At 61.6% G+C, this 23,298-nt stretch carries 22 protein-coding genes and 2 pseudogenes; 17 read left to right on the top strand and 7 right to left on the bottom strand.

The annotated features are described in order from the left end of the window. The first annotated feature begins 174 nt into the window (after positions 1 to 174). From P0D87_RS07330 to P0D87_RS07295, 8 genes are all read left to right on the top strand, one after another. A complete protein-coding gene (locus P0D87_RS07330) occupies positions 175 to 1,146 on the top strand; it encodes a GlxA family transcriptional regulator (RefSeq protein WP_006051461.1) in 972 nt (323 codons plus the stop codon). 160 nt (positions 1,147 to 1,306) lie between these two features. Beyond that, the gene (locus P0D87_RS07325; protein WP_053858320.1) at positions 1,307 to 2,107 is read left to right on the top strand and encodes an SDR family NAD(P)-dependent oxidoreductase; all 801 of its coding nucleotides are present in this window, start codon (positions 1,307 to 1,309) and stop codon (positions 2,105 to 2,107) included. 42 nt (positions 2,108 to 2,149) lie between these two features. Next, entirely contained in the window at positions 2,150 to 2,911 is a 762-nt protein-coding gene (locus P0D87_RS07320) for an SDR family oxidoreductase (protein ID WP_053858319.1), read from the top strand. Positions 2,912 to 3,024: 113 nt separating this feature from the next. Further along, positions 3,025 to 4,227: an MFS transporter gene (locus tag P0D87_RS07315; protein ID WP_053858318.1), complete on the top strand. Its 1,203-nt coding sequence runs from the start codon at positions 3,025 to 3,027 to the stop codon at positions 4,225 to 4,227. A 159-nt stretch (positions 4,228 to 4,386) separates the two neighbouring features. Beyond that, positions 4,387 to 4,740 carry a DUF1428 domain-containing protein gene (locus P0D87_RS07310; protein ID WP_006052629.1) on the top strand — a complete coding sequence of 118 codons (354 nt, stop codon included), beginning with the start codon at positions 4,387 to 4,389 and terminating at the stop codon, positions 4,738 to 4,740. Between the two features lie 133 nt (positions 4,741 to 4,873). Beyond that, positions 4,874 to 5,251, top strand: coding sequence for a nuclear transport factor 2 family protein (locus P0D87_RS07305; RefSeq protein WP_053859055.1), 378 nt, complete (start codon positions 4,874 to 4,876; stop codon positions 5,249 to 5,251). Between the two features lie 247 nt (positions 5,252 to 5,498). Continuing rightward, on the top strand, positions 5,499 to 6,308 hold the full coding sequence (locus P0D87_RS07300) for a hypothetical protein (protein WP_053858317.1): 810 nt from the start codon (positions 5,499 to 5,501) through the stop codon (positions 6,306 to 6,308). A 24-nt stretch (positions 6,309 to 6,332) separates the two neighbouring features. Continuing rightward, entirely contained in the window at positions 6,333 to 6,797 is a 465-nt protein-coding gene (locus P0D87_RS07295) for a type 1 glutamine amidotransferase family protein (RefSeq protein WP_006052632.1), read from the top strand. A gap of 5 nt (positions 6,798 to 6,802) precedes the next feature. Here the strand turns inward: P0D87_RS07295 and P0D87_RS07290 are convergent. Further along, a pseudogene (locus P0D87_RS07290) lies at positions 6,803 to 6,919 on the bottom strand (peroxidase-related enzyme); the annotation flags it as partial. A 14-nt stretch (positions 6,920 to 6,933) separates the two neighbouring features. On the opposite strand from P0D87_RS07290, the pseudogene P0D87_RS07285 reads away from it, so the two are divergent. The 4 genes and pseudogenes from P0D87_RS07285 to P0D87_RS07270 form a co-directional block, all read left to right on the top strand. Further along, positions 6,934 to 7,017 (top strand): annotated as a pseudogene (locus tag P0D87_RS07285) (ABC transporter ATP-binding protein); the annotation flags it as partial. Between the two features lie 174 nt (positions 7,018 to 7,191). Next, entirely contained in the window at positions 7,192 to 8,010 is an 819-nt protein-coding gene (locus P0D87_RS07280) for an ABC transporter substrate-binding protein (RefSeq protein ID WP_053858316.1), read from the top strand. 91 nt (positions 8,011 to 8,101) lie between these two features. Next, entirely contained in the window at positions 8,102 to 8,842 is a 741-nt protein-coding gene (locus tag P0D87_RS07275; RefSeq protein WP_171799859.1) for an amino acid ABC transporter permease, read from the top strand. Then, on the top strand, positions 8,839 to 9,609 hold the full coding sequence (locus tag P0D87_RS07270) for an amino acid ABC transporter permease (protein ID WP_053858315.1): 771 nt from the start codon (positions 8,839 to 8,841) through the stop codon (positions 9,607 to 9,609). Before P0D87_RS07275 ends, P0D87_RS07270 begins: the two co-directional genes overlap by 4 nt. A gap of 162 nt (positions 9,610 to 9,771) precedes the next feature. Here the strand turns inward: P0D87_RS07270 and groL are convergent, their stop codons facing one another. Together groL and P0D87_RS07260 are read right to left on the bottom strand one after the other, a co-directional pair. Further along, positions 9,772 to 11,412 carry a chaperonin GroEL gene (groL, locus tag P0D87_RS07265; RefSeq protein WP_006052636.1) on the bottom strand — a complete coding sequence of 547 codons (1,641 nt, stop codon included), beginning with the start codon at positions 11,410 to 11,412 and terminating at the stop codon, positions 9,772 to 9,774. A gap of 18 nt (positions 11,413 to 11,430) precedes the next feature. Continuing rightward, on the bottom strand, positions 11,431 to 11,721 hold the full coding sequence (locus P0D87_RS07260) for a co-chaperone GroES (RefSeq protein WP_006052637.1): 291 nt from the start codon (positions 11,719 to 11,721) through the stop codon (positions 11,431 to 11,433). A 300-nt stretch (positions 11,722 to 12,021) separates the two neighbouring features. On the opposite strand from P0D87_RS07260, the gene P0D87_RS07255 reads away from it, so the two are divergent. Beyond that, complete coding sequence (locus P0D87_RS07255; protein WP_053858314.1) at positions 12,022 to 13,518, top strand: sugar ABC transporter ATP-binding protein; 1,497 nt, start codon at positions 12,022 to 12,024, stop codon at positions 13,516 to 13,518. Continuing rightward, complete coding sequence (locus P0D87_RS07250) at positions 13,515 to 14,594, top strand: ABC transporter permease (protein ID WP_053858313.1); 1,080 nt, start codon at positions 13,515 to 13,517, stop codon at positions 14,592 to 14,594. Before P0D87_RS07255 ends, P0D87_RS07250 begins: the two co-directional genes overlap by 4 nt. Here P0D87_RS07250 and P0D87_RS07245 read toward each other — a convergent pair. The 4 genes from P0D87_RS07245 to P0D87_RS07230 are packed head-to-tail and all read right to left on the bottom strand — an operon-like array spanning position 14,585 to position 19,152. Beyond that, the gene (locus P0D87_RS07245; protein WP_053858312.1) at positions 14,585 to 15,544 is read right to left on the bottom strand and encodes an ABC transporter permease; all 960 of its coding nucleotides are present in this window, start codon (positions 15,542 to 15,544) and stop codon (positions 14,585 to 14,587) included. The genes P0D87_RS07250 and P0D87_RS07245 overlap by 10 nt on opposite strands. After that, the gene (locus tag P0D87_RS07240; protein ID WP_408636774.1) at positions 15,537 to 16,565 is read right to left on the bottom strand and encodes an ABC transporter permease; all 1,029 of its coding nucleotides are present in this window, start codon (positions 16,563 to 16,565) and stop codon (positions 15,537 to 15,539) included. Before P0D87_RS07240 ends, P0D87_RS07245 begins: the two co-directional genes overlap by 8 nt. Beyond that, on the bottom strand, positions 16,562 to 18,115 hold the full coding sequence (locus P0D87_RS07235) for a sugar ABC transporter ATP-binding protein (protein ID WP_053858310.1): 1,554 nt from the start codon (positions 18,113 to 18,115) through the stop codon (positions 16,562 to 16,564). Before P0D87_RS07235 ends, P0D87_RS07240 begins: the two co-directional genes overlap by 4 nt. Continuing rightward, on the bottom strand, positions 18,112 to 19,152 hold the full coding sequence (locus P0D87_RS07230; protein WP_053858309.1) for a sugar ABC transporter substrate-binding protein: 1,041 nt from the start codon (positions 19,150 to 19,152) through the stop codon (positions 18,112 to 18,114). Before P0D87_RS07230 ends, P0D87_RS07235 begins: the two co-directional genes overlap by 4 nt. 236 nt (positions 19,153 to 19,388) lie before the next feature. On the opposite strand from P0D87_RS07230, the gene P0D87_RS07225 reads away from it, so the two are divergent. From P0D87_RS07225 to P0D87_RS07215, 3 genes are read left to right on the top strand one after another with little or no spacing between them, the layout of a single operon-like run. Further along, positions 19,389 to 20,636 (top strand): SfnB family sulfur acquisition oxidoreductase, encoded by a 1,248-nt coding sequence (locus P0D87_RS07225; RefSeq protein WP_216649018.1) that lies wholly within the window; start codon positions 19,389 to 19,391, stop codon positions 20,634 to 20,636. A 4-nt stretch (positions 20,637 to 20,640) separates the two neighbouring features. Further along, positions 20,641 to 21,855 (top strand): SfnB family sulfur acquisition oxidoreductase, encoded by a 1,215-nt coding sequence (locus P0D87_RS07220; protein ID WP_053858308.1) that lies wholly within the window; start codon positions 20,641 to 20,643, stop codon positions 21,853 to 21,855. A gap of 44 nt (positions 21,856 to 21,899) precedes the next feature. Continuing rightward, the gene (locus tag P0D87_RS07215; protein ID WP_053858307.1) at positions 21,900 to 23,282 is read left to right on the top strand and encodes an LLM class flavin-dependent oxidoreductase; all 1,383 of its coding nucleotides are present in this window, start codon (positions 21,900 to 21,902) and stop codon (positions 23,280 to 23,282) included. Positions 23,283 to 23,298: the final 16 nt, after the last annotated feature.

Here is a 23,298-nt window from a genome sequence, read left to right as displayed (position 1 = left end):
TCCACGCGCCTGATTGAGCCGGCTATTACATCGACACAGACATCGACACAGCGCGCTGTTATGCCGGACGAGCGGCACGGTTTTGGCGGATAGGATGCTTATCATCCATGCCGCAGACAGTTTTTTACAACGACATTTATACTCACGTTTTCGGACACCACGGCTGGCGTATTAATGCATCGGATTGGCTACTTCTTGACGGACGACTTCCAGGTCATGGCCATTGGGACCCAGACCGTATTTGAAATCGCCAACGTCGTTGCGCGCGAGCCTATTTATCATGTGACGAATTACTCGCTGCAGGGCGGAGAAATCCGCTCGTCGCTCGGCGTCTCTGTCATGACCAGGCCGGCCGATTCGAATGCGACGGCAGACACCTGGATGATCAGCGGCGTCGCCAACCCAACCGGCCGCACCACAACCGCCGAAGAACTCCGATTCATCAGCGAGGCGGCCGCGCGCTCACGGCGCACCGCGGGCCTCTGTACGGGTGCGTTCGTTCTCGCTGAAGCCGGGCTTCTAAACGGTAAACGCGCGACCACGCATTGGGCGTTCGCAGACGCTTTGCAGGCGCGCTGGCCGCTCGTTCAGGTCGAAGCCGACCGCATCTTTATCGTCGATGGCCCGATATGGACGTCAGCGGGTTTGACGGCGGCGATGGACCTGGCGCTTGGCCTGGTGGAAAAGGACATGGGTGCGGACTTCGCGACCAGGGTGGCGCGTGCGATGGTCATGACGCATCGGCGCTCGGGCGGGCAGTCGCAGCACTCTGAAATGCTGGCGCTCGCGCCAAAGTCGGACCGGGTCCAGAAGGCGCTCGAACATGCACGCCTCAATTTGTCCAAACCCTTGCGCGTGGACGATCTAGCGAAGGCGGCGCATCTGAGCAGCCGGCAATTTACGCGCATTTTTCTTTCCGAGACCGGCATATCTCCCGCGAAGGCAATCGAACGTCTGCGTCTGGAAGAGGCGAGAAACCTGATTGAACGTGGCCGTCATTCACTTGAAACAATTGCGCGCGAAACAGGATTTCGTGACAGGCGTCATCTCCGGGAAGTGTTCACGCGAGCCTATCAAATGACTCCGCAGTCGTTGAGAAGAGAGTCGCGGAATGTGACCGGCGACGATCACCCGATCGACGAATAGAAAGAGACGGCTTTAGTGCCGCTAGAAATTCGACGGGCTGCCAGTCGGTCATCCCTTCTATCTGGAATGTCCTAAAACATGACCTTTAACGTCATTTGAGTTGGTGGCCTTCGGCACCACAATTCACTCCGGCACAACTGTCTTCAACCGGAGTGACATGATGACGCAAGCACATTTGGGCACAGCACTGATTACGGGCGCATCGTCCGGTATGGGTGCGGTGTATGCCGAGCGCCTCGCGCGACGCGGTTACGAACTCATACTCGTTGCCCGCAACCGTGAGCGCCTCGCCGCGCTAGCCAGCCGTATCACGACGCAAACTCAACGCAGTGTCGAGATTCTCGACGCCGACCTCGGGACTCGGGCTGGCCTTTCGATCGTCGAAACAAAGCTGAAACAGGATGCGACGATCACCCTGCTGGTCAATAACGCGGGCGTCGGTACGCATACGCCTCTCGAGGACAGTGACGTCGATGCGATGTCGCGCATGATCGATCTCAACGTGACGAGCGTGATGCGTCTTACCTACGCCGCCGTGCCCGGCTTTGTGTCGCGCGGCAAAGGCGCTGTCATCAATATTTCGTCGATCGTCGCGATTGCGCCGGAAGCGCTCAATGGTGTCTACGGTGGAAGCAAGGCCTTCGTGCTCGCATTCAGCCAGTCGCTGCACCACGAGCTTGCCGGCAAAGGAATTCGGATCCAGGCCGTCTTGCCGGGCGCAACGGCTACCGATTTCTGGCAAACGGGAGGGCTACCCCTCGAAAACCTGGACAAGTCGATCGTGATGTCCGCGGAAAACATGGTCGATGCGGCGCTGGTCGGGTTCGAGCGGGGCGAACTCGTGACGATTCCTTCGCTGCACGACGTGGCCAAATGGGAAGAATACGAAAGCGCGAGGCGTGCAATGTCGCCGCTGTTGTCGACCAACGTTCCGGCACCGCGCTACACGACCACTCACTGACATTGGTTGCCGATACACATCTACATTAAGGAAGCGGTGATCATGAAACTTTCAGGCAACACGATATTCATTACGGGCGGCACGTCGGGTATCGGACGCGCGCTCGCCGAAGCGTTCCATCAACGCGGCAACAAGGTGATCATCGCCGGGCGGCGCAAAGCGTTACTCGACGAGGTCGCAAAGGGGAACCCGGGCATCGATGTCATCGAACTCGACATTGCAGACGGCGCGCAGATTCAACAGGTGGCAAGGCAATTGATCGGGCGCTATCCCACGCTGAACGTCTTGATCAACAACGCGGGCATCATGCCGTTCGACAACGCGGGCAGTGCGCTCGACGATGCGCAGGCGGTGCATCTGATCAATACGAACCTGCTCGGTCCAGTGCGGATGAGTGCGGCGCTTGTCGAACATCTCAAGCAGCAGCCGGAGTCGACGATCATCAACAACAGTTCCGTGCTGGCCTATGTACCGTTGGCTGCTACCGCGCTGTATTCCGCAACCAAGGCAGCAGTCCACTCGTACACCATGTCGCAGCGATTCATGCTGCGCGACACCAGCGTGCGCGTGCTCGAAATCGCGCCGCCGTGGGTCGACACGGATCTCGTCCACAGGAGTGGCGATCCGCGTGCAATGCCGCTCGATGCGTTCATCGCGGAGACCTTGGACAAGCTCGCTACCGCGACGCAGGAAGTGGTGGTCAGCGCTGCTCAGCCGCTGCGCGACAACGTCGGACCTAACGAGTACGCGTTCGTCGACCAGTTCAACCTCTCGTTGAAAGATAACCCCATTCCAGTAGCCTGACGTACCGGAACGGCGATCGCGACAAAGCGGCGCTCGGCGCCGCTTGCGCGGTCCGGCCGCTTGTCCGCCGTCCGCCGTCCGGCGCCGGAATCGCTCAACTCCAGTACTCGCTCATGACCCCAGCTATCCCTGCGAAAACCACGCGTGCGCTTCGCGCGCTCAGTTTTGCGTACTTCGTGCAAGCGACAGGCGCGTTATCGGTCGTCGGCAGTCTCAATGCGATTTCGCGTGAATGGGGTCTTGCCGACGCGCAAAGCGTCTACCTGATATCTTTTTTTGGCGTGACCTTCGCGTTTGCCGCGCCTTTTCTGCAAGTCGGCTTCGGACATTTGCGACGGCGTCGCCAGGTGCTCATCGGGCTCTCGCTCTTCAGTGCCGCCGCATTGCTGTTCGCGGCCGCACCAAACTACTCCGTCCTCGTTCTGTCGCGCGTGCTGATGGGATTGGGCGCGGGATTTATTGGTCCTGTGCTTGGCGCATTGGGATCGAGCCTCGTTGAACCCAGGCATCAGGGCAGCGCGATCGCCATCGTTCTGCTCGGACTGAGTATCGCGGGTCTCGTCGGGATGCCGCTTTCGGCATGGGTCGCTCACGTGTGGGGGGCGCGGGCGTTATTCGTTGCGATTGCGTGCGCGGGCGCGGCAACAGCGGCGCTTATCGTGGCGGTCGTGCCCGATTCCAGCGAGGGCGAGCATGTCGAGTTCAGAACCGTTACATCGCTGCTAAGCCGTACCGAGACCCTCAGCGCGTTTCTCGTCGTGTTTTTCATCGCGGCAGGCGTCTATTCGACGTACTCGTTTATTGCGCCGATTGTTCGCGACACGTTCCATGCCGGTTCCAGCGCTGTATCGGCCGCGCTTGTCGTGCTGGGCGTTGCCGGCGTCGCAGGCAACCTTTTCGTGACGCGTGCCGCGAGGCGCTATAGCGCGGAAGCGATGTTGACCGCTGGGCTCGCGCTGCTCGCCGTCGACCTCGCGTTGCTTTGGATGACGCCACCCCATCTGCAATGGTTCTTCGTTGCGCTTGCTGGCTGGGCATTCGCCACGGACCTGCTGTGGCCTTCCCAGCAGCGCCGGATCGTCGAGATGGTGCCGGACCGGCGCGGGACTGCATTAGCGTTGACTGCGTCGTTCGTGTTTTGCGGAATCGGCTTTGGTTCGGCAGTGGCGGGGCATGTCTATCCGGTGTTCGGTTTTGCGGGTGTCATCTGCACCTCGTTGGGCTTCCTCGCACTTTCCGCTGTTAGTCTGATTATTTCGCGGGCTTCCGTTGCGAGGATTCAGGTGCCTGTCGCTGGCGGCTCGAGTCAGTCCTGATCTTCCAGTGCGCGCGCCCGCGGACGAAATTTATCGTGAGCTTTGTCGATTTCCTCAAGCGTGGTTCGTCGTGTGTATAGGGCGGCAAGATTGCGGCAATGCGGTCCCGATGTCGCTTTTGCGCCCTTATTCATGACTCATGCAAACCGGAGATCGTTCATGACTTACATAGATGGGTTTGTCGCCGCGGTGCCCACGGCCAATCGCGAAACGTACAGGAAGCATGCCGAATCGGCAGCGGCCGTCTTCAAGGAGCACGGCGCATTGAAGGTGGTCGAGTGCTGGGGAGACGACGTACCGGAAGGGAAGCTGACGTCTTTTCCGATGGCGGTCAAACGGCAGCATGACGAGGCGGTGGTGTTCTCCTGGGTCGTCTGGCCTTCGCGTCAGGCACGAGACGACGGCATGAAAGCGGTGATGGCCGACCCACGGCTGCAGCCTGACACGAATCCGATGCCGTTCGACGGCAAGCGGCTGATCTACGGCGGGTTTGAAGTGATCGTGGACGCATGAGGGGCAAAGAAGGCGGCGCCGGTCGGGTCGACAATGGCCAGGAGCCTGCGATGCACCTGAGTTTTCCGCAGGTCCACCTGCGGGAACAGGCCGTTGAGGCGCTTTCCTGAAACATTCAATGGAGACGACGTATATGCAGCAAGATCCTGCCGACATCGCCCGTGCGAGCTATCTCGCCTATGTACATAAGGACCGCGCCGCCATCGAGGCTCTGATCGGCGAAGACTTCCATTTCACCAGCCCTCTGGATAACCGCCTGGATCGCAGCACTTACTTCACGCGTTGTTGGCCCAACAGCGAGACGATTACCGACTTTCAGTTCGTCGATGTCGTTGTTCATGGCGAACAGGTCTTCGTCGTTTACGAAGCAACGACTCTTGGCAGTCGACGATTCCGCAATACGGAGCGGCTGACCGTCCGCGGCGGCAAGATCGTCGAGGCAGAGGTTTATTTCGGCTGGTCCCTTCCGCACGACGCGCCCGATGGCGGATATGTGACGTCGGTCGGCTAGGTTGTCGGCAATGGCCGAGCCGTCGCCCACGAGCACCCTTTGGATGACCCGAGCATTTAGTTAGTCACGCAAACGGCTATCTGTCTGTCGACGCCGGCATGAAGGCCGACCCGCGACGGTCGGGTTTGTCGCCGATGCGCGCGTGCCGACAGACCGATCCCTCCGCAAAAAAATCGGCGAATATCCCAAAAACATAGGTCTCCGGCAATCTGCTAGCGTTACGCCGTCATAAGCGACGAGGCTGGCGATGGGTGGAACCGAACTGAAGACAGATTCGTTTCAACGCTGGGTGATGTACAGTAAGGATGCCTACGCGAGCGGGCGCATCTTTCTCTCTACAGAGCAAAAACAGGCGGTTGAAGAAGGCAAGAAGTTCTCCCAACGTGCATACGCCGATATATGGGCTAAGGATGCCGCTCTTGTTGGGCGGGTCCGCGCTTTTCTCGGGACGAATTTCTATTGGCACGAGCGGCTGGCAAAGAATGGCGCTGACCTCGAGGTCATAGAGACATTGCAGTCCATGATCCGCGGCGAGAGTGTTGTTCTCATTGCCGAGCAATCGCGCACAGGCGGCTTGGGTGGCAATCCGCCGCCCGCGCCCCAGGGGCTCCCCAGCTTCCGCAGTTCGTTAATGAACGATTGCGGAATGTCCTACGATGCGGCGACGGCTTATATTGACCGCTATAACGACATGGTGGACCGGATTAATGCGGGTCCAGCCCGCAATGCGAACGCGGCCCCTTCGTCACTGGCCGACGCCGCGAGCGATCTCACGGAAACCGCTGCGCCGCTGGGCGATGCGCAGCCGTTCGATTATCAGCCCGATATCCTGGACGGCGATGAGGAAGAAGTCGCGGCGCGGGGCGTCCGTATGACAGGGAACGAGCCTGGGGGCTTTGCAATCAACCCCAACGGACAGGACGTCGATTATTTCGATTCAGACGGCAATCTTTCGGCTCAATATCATGGAAGCCACGGCGACCCGCACGGACATAATTTTTCAGACGGCGTGCGGGACAATAGTCATCTTCCAATGTCACCAATCAACTTTGACTAGGCGCGCGCCGAATAGAGGACTGTCATGAGCAAGGCAAACAGGACATGGGGTTGGCATCTTGCCAGGGATGGTGAACGGCTTGAATTGGTTCTTGGTGGATATTCGTCTTTCCACGATTCAGCTATACGCTCATTCTGTTTGCAGAGAATCCGGCGAACGCACGAAGGCGTCAGCGGTCTTCCTTTGCCGGGGAATCGCACGCGCGAGATGCTAGACCTTCGGCTGGAAGTGCTTCACAACCGGTATGGTGCGCCGCCCGTCCCAGGGAAACCCGATTACATCGCCACACTAGACTTTCTGGATATTCGAGCGTCGGATATCGACGTGAACGGTATGGTAGAAGAAGCAACGATTACGGAAATGACGCTTGCTGAAACGCCGGAAGGCTTGATTCAGCTTGACCTCACACCAAACATTGGCCTTGATATCCGGCTAACGTGCAAGGAAGCTGTACTTGTTGATTTGCGCCCTTACACGCGCGAAGTCTAGCCTTTCTACGCGGGAAACACCGGCTCCCCCAAACTCAGCATCAGCCGGTTTGCCCACGCGAAGATCGCGATCGCGTGGCTCAGATCGAGAGTCTGCGTATCGTCGAGTCCGGCATGGCGAAGCGCGTCGAGCGAAGAAACGCGACGGACTCACCATTTTGCTGATCGAGCACAAGCTCGATCTCGTGATGCGTCTGTCCGACCGCGTGCTGGTACTCGACGGGCGCGAACCAGGGACCCCGCCGCGCCCCACCCATTATCAGAAACGCTGCTTAGCACCTGAAAATTGCTTGGTTTGTGCTGTCCGCGAGCGTTGCTAGAGTCCACTTCTCACGCTAAGGCACGCGCTATTCGACCTCGCGCGCGGCCCATCAAAACAACAGGAAACCACCGCTATGAATCTCAGAGTGCTTGGCGCAGTGATCGCCGGAAGTCTGTTTGTCATGTCCGCTGCCGCGCACGCGGATCGCCTTGACGACATCAAGAAGGCGGGCGTATTGCGCGTGGCCGCGTTCGACAGCAATCCGCCGTTCGGCTTCGTCGATCCGAAGAGCAATCAGATCGTCGGGCTCGACGTCGATTATGCGCGAGCGCTCGCCACGCGCCTCGGCGTCAAGCTCGAGATCCAGCCGACCAATCCGGCGAACCGCATCGCGTTCCTGAAGTCGGGCAAGGTGGATCTCGTGTTCGCCAACTTCACGATTACCGACGACCGCAAGAAGGAAGTCGATTTCAGCACGCCGTATTTTGCGTCGGGCACGCAATTCATCGCGAAGAAGGGCACGCTTACTTCGCCGCAGCAGTTGAACGGTTTGCGGATCGGCGCCGACAAAGGCACGACCAATGAGCAGCAGGTGCGCGCGCAATTCCCGAGCGCGACGATCATCGCTTACGACGACACGCCGTTCGCCTTCGCCGCGCTTCGCACGGGCAACGTGCAGGCGATCACGCAGGACGGACCGAAGCTCGTCGCGTTGCTGGCGAAGGTGCCGGACAAGGCGAACTACGAGATCCCGCCGTTCACGATCTCCAACGACTACGAAGGCGTGGGCGTGCCGAAGGGCGAGACGCGCCTGCTGAATGTCGTCAACGACACGCTGAAGGATCTCGAAGCCAAGGGCACGGCCGGCACGATCTACGATACCTGGTTCGGCCCGAAGAGCGCCGCGCCGCTGCCGCGTCTGTTCAGGATCGGCGATCCGCAGAAGAGCTGAACGCCCGTCGCTTGACAGCCGTCTCGACATGGCCCGGTCACGAAACGCGTGACCGGGCCTTCTTGCTGATACAGGACTGCGTTTTCTCCAAATGCATTTGATGAACTTCTGGCTGGAGCCACGCTATCTCGGCTGGCTCGCGCACGGCTTTCTGATCACGCTGATCCTGTCGGCGTGCGTGAGCGTGTGCGCGACGCTGCTTGGATTCGGGCTGGCAATGGCCCGCATCGCGCAACATCGTGCGGTCGCCACGGCGGCGAAGCTCTACGTACTCGTGTTTCGCAATTCTCCGTTGCTGGTCCAATTGCTGTTCTGGTACTTCGGCGCGGCCACGCTGCTGCCTTCCGCGTGGATGACGTGGCTGAACACGCCGCATGTCCTGAGCGCCGGGCCGTTTGCGCTGCACTGGCCGAGCTTCGAACTGTTCGCCGGCTGGCTCGGGCTGACGTGCTACAGCACGGCCTTTATCGCCGAGGAGTTTCGCGCCGGAATCCGCGGCGTGGGCATCGCGCAATATCAGGCGAGCGCGGCATTGGGCATGACGCGTTACGCGACGTTGCGGCACGTGGTTCTGCCGCAAGCGGTGCGGATCGCCACGCCGCCGCTCGCGGGGCAATACATGAATATCGTGAAGAACTCGTCGCTGACGATGGCGATCGGCGTCGCCGAGTTGTCTTATGCGTCCCGCCAGGTCGACACGGAAAGCTTCCGGACTTTTCAGGCGTTCGGCACGGCAACCGTGCTGTATGTCGGCACCATCGCGCTAATCGAAACGGCTCTCGTGATCTGGCAGCACACGGGCGTACGCGCGCTGCAACGGGGGCGAGCATGACCGCGCTCGAGTGGCTGCCGACGCTGCGCTATCTGCTGCTCGGCGCGTTTCCCAACGGGCCGCTGGGCGGCGCGGCGCTGACGGTCGTGCTCTCGGTGGTGTCGGCGTTGCTGTCCGCCGTCGTGGGGTTGGCGGGCGGCGTGGCGCTCGCGCTGACACGCGGCGGCGCATACGTGGTGCTGCTCGGAATCGTCGCGTTTTTCCGCGCAATTCCGGTGCTGATGCTGATCTTCTGGACCTTCTTCCTGATGCCGATGCTGCTGCATATCGACGTGCCGGGTCTCGTCGCGGTGGTCTGCGCGCTGTCGCTGATCGGCGGCGCGTATCTGTCGCATGCGGTGCATGCGGGGATCGTGTCGGTCGGCGCGGGCCAGCAGCAGGCGGCGCTGTCGCTCGGGCTCACGCGTTGGCAGGCATTGCGTCATGTGGTGCTGCCGCAGGCTGTGCGCATCATGCTGCCGTCATTCGTGAATCAGTGGGTGTCGCTCGTCAAGGACACGTCGCTCGCGTATATCGTCGGCGTGCCAGAATTCACGTTTCTCGCCAATCAGGTCAACAGCCGTCTGATGATTTATCCCGCGCAGATTTTCGTATTCGTCGGGATCGTGTATCTGGTTTTGTGCTCCGCGCTGCAGTGGATCGCGTCTCGGGTGTTGTTGCGGGAACGGGCGGTTCACGCCACGCGCATCGATGCGGCAACAGAAACGGAAACGGAAACCGAAAGCGGTACGGTGCGCGATGAACAACACGGCGTGGCGGTGCGTTGATGCGATGAGTTTGCGCATCGGCTACGGGCCGTGAGCGGAGAGCAGGCGATAGCAGCACAGACACGGGCCGGCTCGCGACAAAGCGAATACCGGTCCGTGTCCCTTGCGTTTAACCGCGCGCAGTGCAAGCGCGCGATGCCTCGCGGCAGACGGTACGGGTACTTAGAAATCGAGTCCCGGCCCGCCCGCGCCGGGACCGCCCGGCTGTCCCGCTGCCGGCGCATCTTTCGGCGCTTCATGGACGGTCGCGTCGGTGGTGAGCAGCAGACCCGCGACCGATGCCGCGTTTTGCAACGCCGTGCGCGTCACCTTGGTCGGATCGAGCACGCCCGATTCCACCAGGTCGCCATACTCGCCGGTCTGTGCGTTGTAGCCGAAATTGCCCGTGCCTTCCGCCACTTTCGCGACGACCACGCTGGCCTCTTCGCCGGCATTCGTCACGATCTGCCGCAGCGGTTCTTCTAGCGCGCGCAGCACGATCTTGATGCCCGCATCCTGATCGGCATTCACGCCCTTGAGCGCACTGATAGCCTGCTTCACGCGAATCAGCGCGACGCCGCCGCCCGGCACGATGCCTTCCTCGACAGCGGCACGCGTTGCATGCAGCGCGTCGTCGACACGGTCTTTCTTTTCCTTGACCTCGATCTCGGTCGCGCCGCCCACCTTGATGACCGCCACGCCGCCCGCCAGTTTCGCGACCCGTTCCTGCAGTTTCTCGCGGTCGTAGTCCGAACTGGCTTCCTCGATCTGCGTGCGAATCTGCTTCACGCGCGCTTCGATGTTCTTGCTGTCGCCCGCGCCGTCGATGACGGTGGTGTTTTCCTTGCCGACCTCGATCCGCTTGGCCTGACCGAGTTCCGCGAGCGTCGCTTTTTCGAGCGACAGTCCCGTTTCTTCGGCGATCACCTGGCCGCCGGTCAGAATCGCGATGTCTTCGAGCAGCGCCTTGCGGCGATCGCCGAAGCCCGGCGCCTTCACAGCAACCGTCTTCAGAATGCCGCGAATGTTGTTGACCACGAGTGTAGCCAGCGCTTCGCCTTCGACATCTTCCGCGATGATCAGAAGCGGGCGGCCGGCTTTCGCGACCTGTTCGAGAACCGGCAGCAGATCGCGAATGTTCGATACCTTCTTGTCGTGCAGCAGCACGAACGGGTTATCGAGCACGGCAACCTGTTTGTCCTGATCGTTGATGAAATACGGCGACAGGTAGCCACGATCGAATTGCAGACCTTCCACCACGTCGAGCTCATCGTCGAGCGACTTGCCGTCTTCCACTGTGATCACGCCTTCCTTGCCGACACGGTCGATCGCTTCGGCAATCCGCTGGCCGATCGACTCTTCGCCGTTGGCCGAGATCGTCGCGACCTGAGCGATTTCCTTGCTGGTCGTGGTCGGCCTGCTGATCTTCTTGAGCTCGTCGATCGCGGCGATCACGGCCTTGTCGATGCCGCGCTTCAGGTCCAGCGGATTGAGGCCCGCCGCTACATACTTCTGTCCTTCACGGACGATGGCTTGCGCGAGCACGGTCGCGGTAGTGGTGCCGTCGCCGGCGGCGTCGCTGGTGCGCGAGGCGACTTCCTTCACGAGCTGCGCGCCGATGTTCTGCACGCGGTCCGGCAATTCGATTTCCTTGGCGACCGAGACGCCGTCCTTGGTCACGATGGGCGAACCGAAGCTGCGTTCGAGCACAACATTGCGGCCCTTCGGACCGAGCGTGACCTTGACCGCATTGGCCAGAATGTTGACGCCTTCGACGAGTTTCGAGCGGGCGACGTCGCTGAAGATGATTTCTTTTGCTGCCATGATTTGACGCTCCGTTCGTTATTGAGTGACCACTGCCACAACATCTTCTTCGCGCAGCACGAGCAGTTCGTTGCCGTCGACTTTGACCGACTGTCCCGCATATTTGCCGAACAGCACGCGCTCGCCGACCTTGAGGTCAGGTTCGACGCGCTTGCCGTCGCTATCGCGCTTGCCCGGACCAATGGCGATAACTTCGCCCTGATCGGGTTTTTCGGCAGCGCTTTCAGGGATCACGATGCCCGAAGCGGTTTTGGTTTCCTGGTCGAGACGCTTGACGATCAGGCGGTCATGCAAAGGACGTAGGCTCATGGTTCGATATCCGCGTGTGAGTTTTGGCACTCGTCGTTGGTGAGTGCTGACCGGAATCGAGTATAGAAAGAAGAGCGCGCGTTGCTCCAATAAGCGATTCATCGAAGGTTATGCGCGTTTGGCATTTGGGTGGAGGCTAGTCGCCCGTTGCTTGCGGTTCTGTCTCCGGGCCGATATCGGGCCAGGGAAGAGAAAGCGGTCACACTATCGATATGAGCAACGCTTCGTTGGCCGGCTGATATCCGCTAGCTACGATGGTCGGTCATTCGCTACGAGCGCAGTCACGCTGCGCGCTCTTCGATGGCCGTTCCCATTCTGACCGTCGCCGCCGTTTCCAAACGCTTCGGCCCCACGCTGGCGCTCGATTCCGTCGACTTCTCGATCAGCGCCGGTGAAGTCGTCGCGCTGATGGGCGCCAACGGCGCGGGCAAATCCACACTGGTCAAAATCTTGAGTGGGGTTTATCGCCCCGACGGCGGCAATCTGAGCTTGCGTGGCGAGCCGTTCCAGCCCGCGTCGCCGCATCACGCGAAACAGCTCGGCATTGCCACCGTCCACCAGTCCATTGCGGATGCGGTGGTGCCGGCGCTTTCCATAGCGGACAACCTGTTGCTCGACCGCCTGTGCGATCCGGCCTCGCCGTGGCGCGCGCCGCCGGCAGCGCGCATTCGCGACGCGGCGCCGTTGGCCGCGCGGGTAGGGCTGGACGCCGATCTGGCTGCGCCCTTGGCGTCGCTGTCGCTCGCCGCGCAGCAGCTCGTGACGCTGGCGCGTGCTTTGGCTACGCGACCGGCGCTGCTGATTCTCGATGAACCCACGGCCAGTCTGTCCGAGCCGGAGGCCGAGCGTCTCTTTGCGTTGCTCGAGCGCTTGCGCGATGAAGGTGTTGCGATTCTGCTGGTATCGCATCGGCTCGGCGACCTGCGTCGTATTGCGCAGCGCGTGACGATTGTGCGCGACGGCCGCATCGTCTCCGACTTACGCGCGCCGATCGATTTCAACGCCGCAGTGGAAACGATGATCGGCCGCAAACTGCGCAGCGATCGCAACGCGGCTGTGTCCACTCAAGCTGCTCTTTCCGCTCAGAAGCCCTGCTTCAGCGTGCGCGATCTGCAATTGACGCCCGGCAGCGTCCCTTTCGATCTGGACGTGCAGCAAGGCGAAATCGTCGCGATCGCCGGGCCGGTCGGCGGGGGCAAGTCGCGTTTTGCACGGGCCATTTTTGGCGCGATCCGCACAGCGTCCGGCACGATGACGCTCGACGGCAAGCCGTGGCGTCCGCGCTCACCTGCCGACGCAATCCGCGCCGGTGTCTTCCTCGCGGGCGAAGACCGTTGGCGTACATCGCTATTTCCGGACAGCGTACCGTTCGCGTCGATCGCGGGCACGCTCAGCTTTCCGTTTCTCACGCGCTGGTTCAGGCGGGGCGTGGTCAAGCGCGGCCGCGAACAGCGCGCGGCGGCCGACGCAATCGACAACTTCGGGATTCGCTGCACGGGTCCGGATGACCGGCTCACGCGTCTATCAGGCGGCAATCAGCAGAAAGTCGTGCTCGCGCGCTGGCATGCGCAACCCGCGCGTTTGCTGCTGCTCGACGAACCGTTTCAGGGCGTCGATGCGGGCGCACGCGCCGATATCGTCGATACGTTGCGGCGTCACGCCGGCCAACGCGCCACGCTCGTTTTCGTCAGCGATCTCGAAGAGGCGCTCGAGATCGCCGATCGCGTCGTCCGTTTCGATCGGGCCACGCTCGACCCTGCCGCCCATTCCGACTTCACTCTCCACGCTCACTCATGAAAACCAGCTCTTCGATTGCATCCGAGGCCGTCGATCAAAACGCGCACGCCGCACGAACCCCGGTCGCGCGCAAAAGCGGCGCATTGCGCAGCCTGCGAGGCCACCTCGAACGAACCGGCATGCTCCTCGTGCTCGCGCTACTGATCGTCGTCTTTGCGCTCAACCAGCCGGCGTTTCTGAATATCGACAACCTGTTCAGCATTTTGCAGTCGGTGTCGATTGTGGCGCTGCTCGGAATCGGCGTGACCGTGACGCTTGCGGCGGGCGGTTTCGATCTGTCGGTGGGCAGCGTGGCCGCATCGGCGCAGATGGCGGCAAGCTATGTGTTGATCGTCTGGCACGGCAATACGCTCGCGGCAGTCGCCGCATGCCTCGTCCTCGGCGTGCTGGCGGGTCTTTTCAACGGCCTGTTGATTACGCGCCTGCGCGTGCCGGATCAGCTTGCCACGCTCGGCACGCTATTTCTGCTCGCCGGCTTGCAATTGATACCCACAGGTGGCCGTTCGCTCGCCACGGGTACGATCCTGCCCGACGGCACGGAAACGACCGGCGTATTCCCCGATGCGTTCCTGGCGCTCGGACGTCTGCGTCTATTCGACGTCGTGCCGTTGCCGGTGATCGTGCTTGCCGTGTTGACGGTGGTGGCTTGCGTGTTGATGGAAAGCACGCGCTGGGGCCGCGTCATTTACGCAATCGGCGGCAACGAGACGGCGGCGCGTCTGGCTGGCGCACCGACTGCGCGCTACCGGATCGCCGCGTATGTCGTGTCGGGCGCGATTGCTTCGCTGGGCGGCGTGCTGATTGCCGCGCGTGTCGGCCGTGGCGATGTCAGCGCGGGCCATTCGATGCTGCTCGATGCCGTCGCGGCATCGCTGGTCGGATACGCGGTGTGGGGCGCCAAGCGGCCGAACGTGTTCGGCACGGTCGTCGGCGCGGTGTTCGTCGGTGTGTTGTTGAACGGCTTGACGATGCTCAACGCGCCGTACTACATGCAGGATTTCATCAAGGGTGTGCTGCTGGTCGGCGCGTTGGCATTTACGTTTAGCGTGGGACGTGGCGCGGAATCTCACGCATAACGGGTTCGGCGTTGAGCGAAGCTGACGGCCAGCACGGCGAAGATCAATGCGCCGGTCGCCACTTGTTGCCAGTAGAAATTCCAGCCGATCAGCAAGAGTCCGTTTGCGACCAGACTGAGCAGCAGCACGCCAAGCAAGGTGCCGACGACGCCAGGACGGCGCGTCGGCGACAACGTGGTGCCGATAAACGTCGCACCGATCGCATTGAGCAGATAACCGTTGCCGGCCTGCGGAACGTACGCTTTGACGGTGGACGAAAGCAGCAGTCCCACGACGCCATAAATCAACGCGCTGGCGATAAAAGTCACTGCCGTGATCGTCGCCACCGGCAGCCCCGAATAGCGCGCGACGCCAGGTTGCGCGCCAAGCGCCGTGATCGCCCTGCCGAACGCGGAGCGCGAAAGCGTGACGTGTACGACCAGCGCTAATGCAGCGACGATCCATAACGGCACCGGCAGCCCGGCTACGGCGCCATGCGCGAGCGCACTAAATAGCGGCGGCAACGCCATATTCAACAGATACACGGGCTGTCCGCCATCGGTCGCGAGTTGTTGCACGGTTTGTCCGATGAACAACGTGCCGAGCGTCGCGAGAAACGGTGCGATGCCGAGTCTGCCGATCAGCACGCCGTTGAACGCGCCAATTGCGAATGCGGCGGCGAGACCGCCCAATGCCGCCGGCAACACGCCCACATGATGTGCGTTCAACAGAACGAACGCGAGACTGGCGACGTCGATGGACGTGCCGAGCGACAGATCGATCGCACCCAGGGACAATGCGAGCGTCATGCCAAGCGAGGCGATAGCGAGCAATGCGAAGTTGTTGAGAAGAACGTCGGCGAGATTGCCGGCCCGCGCAAAACCGGGCGCAAAAACCGCAAAGAAAGCGATCACGGCGATCAATGCGCCGACTAGCGCGAAGCGTTGAAAGCGTCCGATGGTTTCAATCATGGGCATGACTCCCCGCATGACGGCGGCGCACAAGAGCAGTGGTGGCGACCACAAACAGAATCAACACGCCTTCCACTCCGTTGACCCAATAGCTCGATACATTGTCGAGTTGAAAGCCGTTGCTGATCACGCCGATAAAAAGCACGGCGAGCAGCGTGCCCGGAATGGTCGGCACGAGGCGCCGCGAAAACACCACGCCGAGCAATGCCGCCGCGACGGTCGCCAGCAGATTTTCTCCCGCGCCCGGTGAACTGCCGCTGAGTAGCGCGGTGGAAGCCAGTGCCGCCAACGCAGCCGCCACGCCGCTCAACACGTAACTGGCCGCAATGTAGCGGTGAGTTCGAACGCCCGCTGCCTGCGCGGCGTCGCGATGAGCGCCGACCGCGCGCAAGCGCAATCCGAACGGCGTGTAGTGAATCAGCGCGGTGAAGAGCGCGGCAACGAGCAGCAACGCATACGCAAGATGGGGCACGCCAAGCGCGCCATTGTCGAGCAGGAAGCCGGGCAATGCTCCGCTTGCAGGCACCGACGTATTCTGCGTGAGCACCAGTTCGAACCCCGCGCAGAGATTCATCGTCGTCAGGGTGGCAAGCAACGGGAAGATGCGCAGTACGATCACGGCGAACGCGTTGAGCGCACCCACTCCGGCGCCCGCTGCCAGCGTCAGCGCGAAAGCGCTCAAAGGCGAAAAGCCCTCGCGCAGCGTCACGGCGTACACCGCTGCACTCAGCCCGAGATTGGCCGCGACGGACAGATCAAGGCCGCCCCTGATCGGGTCCGCACCGCCGCCTATCAGCACAATCGTCAACCCAAAGCCGAGTATTCCAACGACTGCGGATTGCTGCACGACGTTGGCCAGATTGGCGAGGCTGAAAAAGAGCGGCGAACTGATGGCAAAGCCGACGAACACTGCGGCAAAGGCGAGCGCCGCACCGCTGCGCGGCCACCATTGCGCGCCGAAGAAGCGTTCGGGCAATTCGAATTTGCCGCTACGTGGCGCGTTTTCGAGAACCTTGCTCATGCGGCAACCTCCTGTTGCGACGACGCGCCGCGTGCACCGGTTGCCCATGCGAGCACGTCCTGGCTATCGGCTTCGCGTGAGACGAGTTCGCGTACGATCCGGCCACGCGCCATCACCAGCACGCGGTCGGTCATGCCGAGCAGTTCGATCAGATCGCTGGAGAACAGCAGTACGGCGGCACCGTCCCGCGCAAGCCGGTCCAGCAGACGATAGATCTCCGTCTTCGCGCCGATGTCGACGCCGACTGTAGGCTCATCGAGCAGATACACCGACGACGCGCGGCTCAGCCACTTCGCGAGCGCGACTTTCTGCTGGTTACCTCCGGACAGATGCCGCACCGGCGCTTCCGTGCCCGGCGTGCGCACGGCCAGATCCTCGATCAGACCTTGCACGGCGAGAGTCTCGCTGCGTTGCTTCAGCAGCCCGAAGCGACTGAAGCGCGCGAGACTGGCAAGCGTCGTGTTCTCGCGCACGGAAAGCGCGGGCGCAACGCCATGCGCGCGCCGGTCTTCCGGAACGAAGGCAATGCGTCGGCGCACGGCGTCCTGCGGACGTCGCAAACGCACCGGCTTGCTGTCGATTTCGATCACGCCCTCGACGCCGCGTTCAAGCCCGAACAGACTGCGGATCACCTGCTTGCCGCCGGAGCCGAGCAAACCGGTCACGCCGATAATCTCGCCGCGCCGCACATCGAACGAGACGTCTTCGAAGCGGTTTTGCGCGCTCAGATTGCGTACGCTCAACACGGTTTCGCCAGGTGTGCGCGCCGACTGGGGCATACGCGTTTGCGGCTGCGCGCCGATCATTGCCGTGACGAGCGACTCCGTAGAGGTGGTGCGTGCATCGACATGAGCGACGTCCGCGCCGTCGCGCAGCACGGTCACGCGATCGCAGACAGCCGCGATTTCGTTGAGGTAATGCGACACGTAAAGGATGGTCAGGCCGCGCTGCCGCAGACGATCGATGGTCTGCAGCAAGCGGTCCACTTCGCGGCTCACCAGCGCCGCGGTCGGTTCGTCGAAGACGAGGATGCGCGGCTCGCGAATCAGTTCGCGCGTGATCTGCACGATCTGCTGTTCAGCGACGCTGAGATCGGCTATCAGCCGGTTGGGCGGCAAGTCGACACCGAAGTGTTTCTGCAACGCGTCACGCGCATCGCGCTGCATGCGGCGCACATCCAGTAGACGAAACGGCCCCGCCGCGCGTGGACCGAAGCTGCGTTCGTCGCCCAGCCAGAGCGCTTCCGCGACCGTGAAGGTGGGCGGCAGCATGCGTTCCTGATGGATGAAGCCAATGCCGGACCCATGCGTGTGAGCGGACGCATCGAGCGGTTGTTCGATGCCGTCGACGCTGATCGTGCCCGAATCCGCTGCGTGAATGCCGGCGAGAATCTTGATCAGCGTCGATTTGCCCGCGCCGTTCTGGCCGATCAGACCGTGTACGCTGCCGCGCGCCACGTTGAGCGACGCGCCGCGCAGCGCGGGCACGCCGTCGAAATGTTTGACGACGCCGCGCAGCTCGAGCGCGGAAGGATGCGCCTTTGGATTCATTTCGAGCCGAGTTGTCCCAGGGTTTGCTGGACGTTGCCGGCGTTGTCCTTGGTGACGAGAATCGACGGCACGTAAGTGTAGGGCGGCAAGGTGCGGTCGCCCGCGAGGTAGCGCGCGACGTTGTCCACGGCCGTCTTGCCGATCAACGCCGGTTGCTGTGCGACCACGGCGCCTGCGCTCGACTTCGGGTCCTTGACGAGCGCCACGACGTCCGGGCTGCCATCCACGGCGTAGGTTCTGATTTCATTTCGATGCGCGGCATCCACGGCCTGGGTGGCGCCGACCTGCGGCACGTCCCATGCCGACCAGATCGCGGCAATCTGCCCCTTCGGATACTTCGCGAGCAACTGGCTCACTTGCGCATACGCGCTTTGCACCGTGTTCGGGATTACATCGCGCAACTCGGGCTGGATGATGTGCACTTTCGGGTAGTACTTCAGCACGGCTTTCAACTGGTCGTAGCGGATTGCGCAAACCGGCACGCCGTAAAAACCATTGAATACGAGGATGTTGCCCTCGCCGTGAATGTCGTTGACGAGCTTCAGCGCAAGCTGTTCGCCGATGAAGAAGTTATCCGAAGTGGTGTCGTTGATGCTCGACGGAGATGCTGTGTCGATTGTGAACAGCGGGATGTTGGCCTGGCGTATTTTCTGCAACCACGGCTCCAGTACTGTTGCAGTGCCCAATTGTTCGATGATCGCATCGGGCTTCTGCGCGATCAGCGTCTGGATCTGCGCAATCTGGCGGTTGTCGTTGCGGCCCGCGTCGAGCGCGATCGGTGTGCCGCCGAGGCGTTTTACTTCATCCACGGCGCCCTGGTAGGCTTTCAGATCCCAGTAATGATCCGTGCCTGCGACCGTGATGCCGATGCGCTTGCCCTTGAGCGAGGGCACCGGCGCGGCGTTATCGCCCGTGGACGCTGCCGCGGGCGTTTCGCCTTGCGCGTGCGCTAGAGAGAAGAGGCCTCCGGCGAGTGTGAAAGCGGTTGCGGCGAGCAGCGAGAACAGAGTGTGCAGAGTGGGCAGAGGGCGTTTCATGGTGTCCGGTTTGAAGAGGCAAGAAGGTCCATCCTGCGATGACTCTAATCAACAACGCATCGCGCATGAAACTATCGAATCGGACTATCTTTATCAGGTCGGCTGCGAAGTGCTTATCTGCGAAGGCGGAAAAATTCGTTTGCCATCCGAAGGAATATTCATTTCATAAACGTTCAGTTTGCGCGCGTCGTACCCGCTGATAGATTGTGTAATCAGTCACTCAAGCGGAGATTCGTATGGCCGAGGTACATGAAGCGAACGAAGCGAACGCGTCGCAGGTAAACGGTGTGCATCAACATGCCGCGCGTGTCATTGCGGATGACGCCGAGGCGATTGCCGTCGCACATGAACTGGCTGTGCGACTCGCCAGGGACGCCGCTCAGCGTGACCGCGAACGCCGCTTGCCGCACGAAGAAATTGAATGGTTTTCGCAATCGGGCTTGTGGGCGATCACCGTGCCGAAGGCGTATGGCGGCGCGGGCGTGTCCTTCGTGACGCTGACGGAAGTGATCAAGATCGTCGCAGCAGCAGATCCGTCGCTCGGACAGTTGCCGCAAAACCACTTCGGTCTGGTGGATGTCATTTCGCTGACAGGGACGGAAGAACAGAAGCGCTATTTCTTTGCGCAGATAGTGAGCGGCAAGCGCTTCGGTAACGGCTTTTCGGAAAAGGGCACAAAACACGTACTGGATCTGAAGACGCGCGTGCGGCGTGACGGTGACGACTACGTGGTCGACGGCACCAAGTTCTACTCGACGGGGGCGTTGTTTGCGCACTTCGTGCCGGTGCTGGGCCTCGATGACGAGCGTAAAGGCTGGCTCGCGTATATACCGAAGGGCACGCCGGGTCTGAATGTGATCGACGACTGGTCGGGCTTTGGGCAACGCACCACGGCGAGCGGTACGGTCGTGCTCGAGGGCGTGCGCGTGCCTGCGTCGCATGTGTTCCCTGCGCATCGCGTGTCCGATTTCCCCACCTTGAACGGACCCGTTTCGCAGATCATTCAGGCGGCGATCGACGCAGGTATCGCACAGGCCGCGGTGAACGACACGCTGACGTTCGTGCGCACGCGCTCGCGGCCGTGGATCGATAGCAATGTCGAGCGCGCCGGCGACGATCCGCTGACGGTGCGCGAAATCGGCCACCTGCATATTCAGTTGCACGCCGCCGAGGCGCTGCTGGAACGCGCCGCACGGACACTCGACGCGATCGCCGCCAAGGGCGACACCAGCGAGGACGATGTGGCGCTAGCTTCCGTCGCAGTCGGCGAGGCCAAAGTCCTGACCACGGAAATCGCACTACTGGCGAGCGAAAAGCTGTTCGAGCTCGCAGGCACGCAGTCCACATTGAGCGAACACAATCTGGATCGCCACTGGCGCAATGCGCGCACGCATACCTTGCACGATCCGGTGCGCTGGAAATATCACCTTGTCGGCAACTACTATCTGAACGGCGTCAAACCGGCCCGGCATGCGTGGAACTGATGCTATGAATGCTTTGACAGAACCGGCGGCGCGTAGCGAAGCAAGGCGGATTGCCAACGACGAAGAAGCGCTGCACGTCGCGCGCCAGTTAGCGCGGGACTTCGCCCGCGAAGCGTCGCAGCGTGACCGTGAGCGCCGCTTGCCGCATGCGGAAATCGAAGCGTACTCGTCGAGCGGTCTTTGGGGCATTGCTGTGCCGCGCGAGTTTGGTGGACCCCAGGTGTCGTTTGCGACGCTGGCCGAGGTAACCGCAATCATCTCCGAAGCCGATCCTGCAATAGGCCAGATTCCGCAAAATCATTTCTATATGCTGGACGTGTTGCGGGTTAACGGCACGCGCGAACAGCAGGCGTTTTACTTCGAACGGGCGCTTGCGGGCGAACGATTCGGCAATGCGCTGTCTGAGCGGGGCACGAGGACCGTCGCCGATTACCGCACCACGTTGACACCGGACGGCAACGGCTTTCGCATCAACGGGACGAAGTTCTATTCGACGGGTGCGCTGTTTGCGCAGTGGATTCCCATTGTCGCGAAGGCTTCCGACAATACGCTGCATGTGGCGTTTGCGAGCGCACAGACGCCGGGCTTGTCCGTGGTGGATGACTGGTCGGGCTTTGGTCAGCGGACCACGGGTAGCGGCACGACCACGCTCGATAACGTTTATGTGGAAGCCGCCGCCGTCGTGCCGTATAGCGCGGCGTTCAATGCGAGGCCCACGACGGTAGGGCCGGTCGGTCAATTGATTCATGCGGCGGTGGATCTCGGCATTGCCCGCGCCGCGTTCGCCGATGCACGGCGCTTCGTTCGCGAGCGGTCGCGTCCGTGGATCGACAGCGGCGTGGAACGCGCAAGCGACGATCCGCTGACCATCGAATTGTTCGGCAAGCTCGCGTTGCAACTCAATGCCGCGGACGCGCTGGTTGAGCGCGCAGGACGCAAGGTGGACCTCGCGGCTCAGGAGTCGAATGAGCAGACCGTTGCTGCCGCATCGATTGCAGTGGCGCAGGCGCGTGCGGCCACAACGGAAATAGCGTTGCAGGCCTCGACGCGTCTAATCGAACTGGCGGGCACGCAGTCCACGTTGAGCGAGCACAACCTCGACCGCCACTGGCGCAATGCCCGCACGCATACGCTGCATGATCCGGTGCGCTGGAAATACATCGCCGTCGGCAACTACTTTCTGAACGACGTGCTGCCACCGCGTCACGGCGCCATTTAGGGCGCTCGCCGCTTCCTTTTTGCATCAACCAACTGGATCCGATTATGGCCAGACAGATCCGTCTAAACGCGTTCGACATGAATTGCGTTGGGCATCAGTCGCCGGGCTTGTGGGCGCATCCGCGCGACACATCGTGGCGATACAAGCACCTCGATTACTGGACCGATCTTGCGAAACTGCTCGAGCGCGGCAAGTTCGATGGCCTGTTCATCGCGGATGTGCTCGGCATTTACGATGTCTTCAAGGGCAACGGCGAAGCGGCGATCCGCCAGGCGGCGCAGGTGCCTGTCAACGATCCGATCCTGCTCGTTTCGGCGATGGCGAATGTCACCCAGCATCTCGGCTTTGGCGTGACGTGCTCGCTTTCGTACGAGCACCCGTATCCGTTTGCGCGGCGCATGTCGACGCTCGATCATCTGACCAACGGGCGCGTGGGCTGGAACATCGTGACGTCGTATCTGGATAGCGCGGCGCGCAATGTCGGTTTGCCGAGCCAGGCGGATCACGACGAACGCTATGCGCTCGCCGAAGAATATCTGGACGTTTGCTACAAGCTATGGGAGTCGTCATGGGAAGACGACGCCGTTGTGCGCGATGGCGAACGACAGGTCTTTACCGAGCCGTCGAAGGTGCATCCCATCGAGCATCACGGCAAGTACTTCGACGTGCCGGGCATCCACCTTTGCGAGCCTTCTGTGCAGCGTACGCCGGTGCTGTACCAGGCGGGCGCATCGAAGCGAGGGAAGGACTTCGCTGCGCAGCACGCCGAGTGCATTTTCATCGCGGCGCCGTCGCGCACCATTCTCAAGCAGTTCGTCGCGGATATTCGCGCTCGCGTGAAGTCATTCGGCCGCGATCCGCATGACGTGCTGATTTTCAATCTGCATACGGTGATTACCGGAAAGACCTCCGCCGAGGCCCATGCAAAACATGCGGATTATCGGCGCTATGCAAGCGACGAGGGAGCGCTCGCGTTGATGTCGGGCTGGACAGGCATCGACCTGTCGAAGTACGAACTGGACGAGCCGCTGCGTCACGTCGAGAGCAACGCGGTGCAATCCGCGGTGGAGGCTCTATCGAGCGCCGATCCCACGCGCGTATGGACCGTACGCGAGATTGCGAAGTGGGGCGGTATTGGCGGACTTGGACCGTTGTCGGTGGGTGATCCGCAGGAGATTGCCGACGAGTTGCAGTCGTGGGTCGAAGAGACCGACGTCGACGGTTTCAATCTCGCCTATGCACTGACGCACGAAACGTTTAGCGATTTCGTCGATCTCGTCGTGCCGGAATTGCAGCGCCGCGGCGTGTACAAGACCGAGTATTCGAACGGTTCGCTGCGCGAAAAATTGCATGGCAAGGGGGCGCGTCTTGCGCAACCGCATCCTGGCGCGCGCTACCGGGCTCGACATACGGCGCACGCCGAATAGTTTGCATTCACCCATC

Origin of the sequence: Paraburkholderia sp. RL17-368-BIF-A (genome assembly GCF_046054045.1) — a bacterium.
Classification (GTDB): Bacteria; Pseudomonadota; Gammaproteobacteria; order Burkholderiales; family Burkholderiaceae; genus Paraburkholderia; species Paraburkholderia graminis.
Note: the sequence above shows the minus strand (reverse complement) of the source record. Positions and strands in the feature narration are given on the sequence as shown.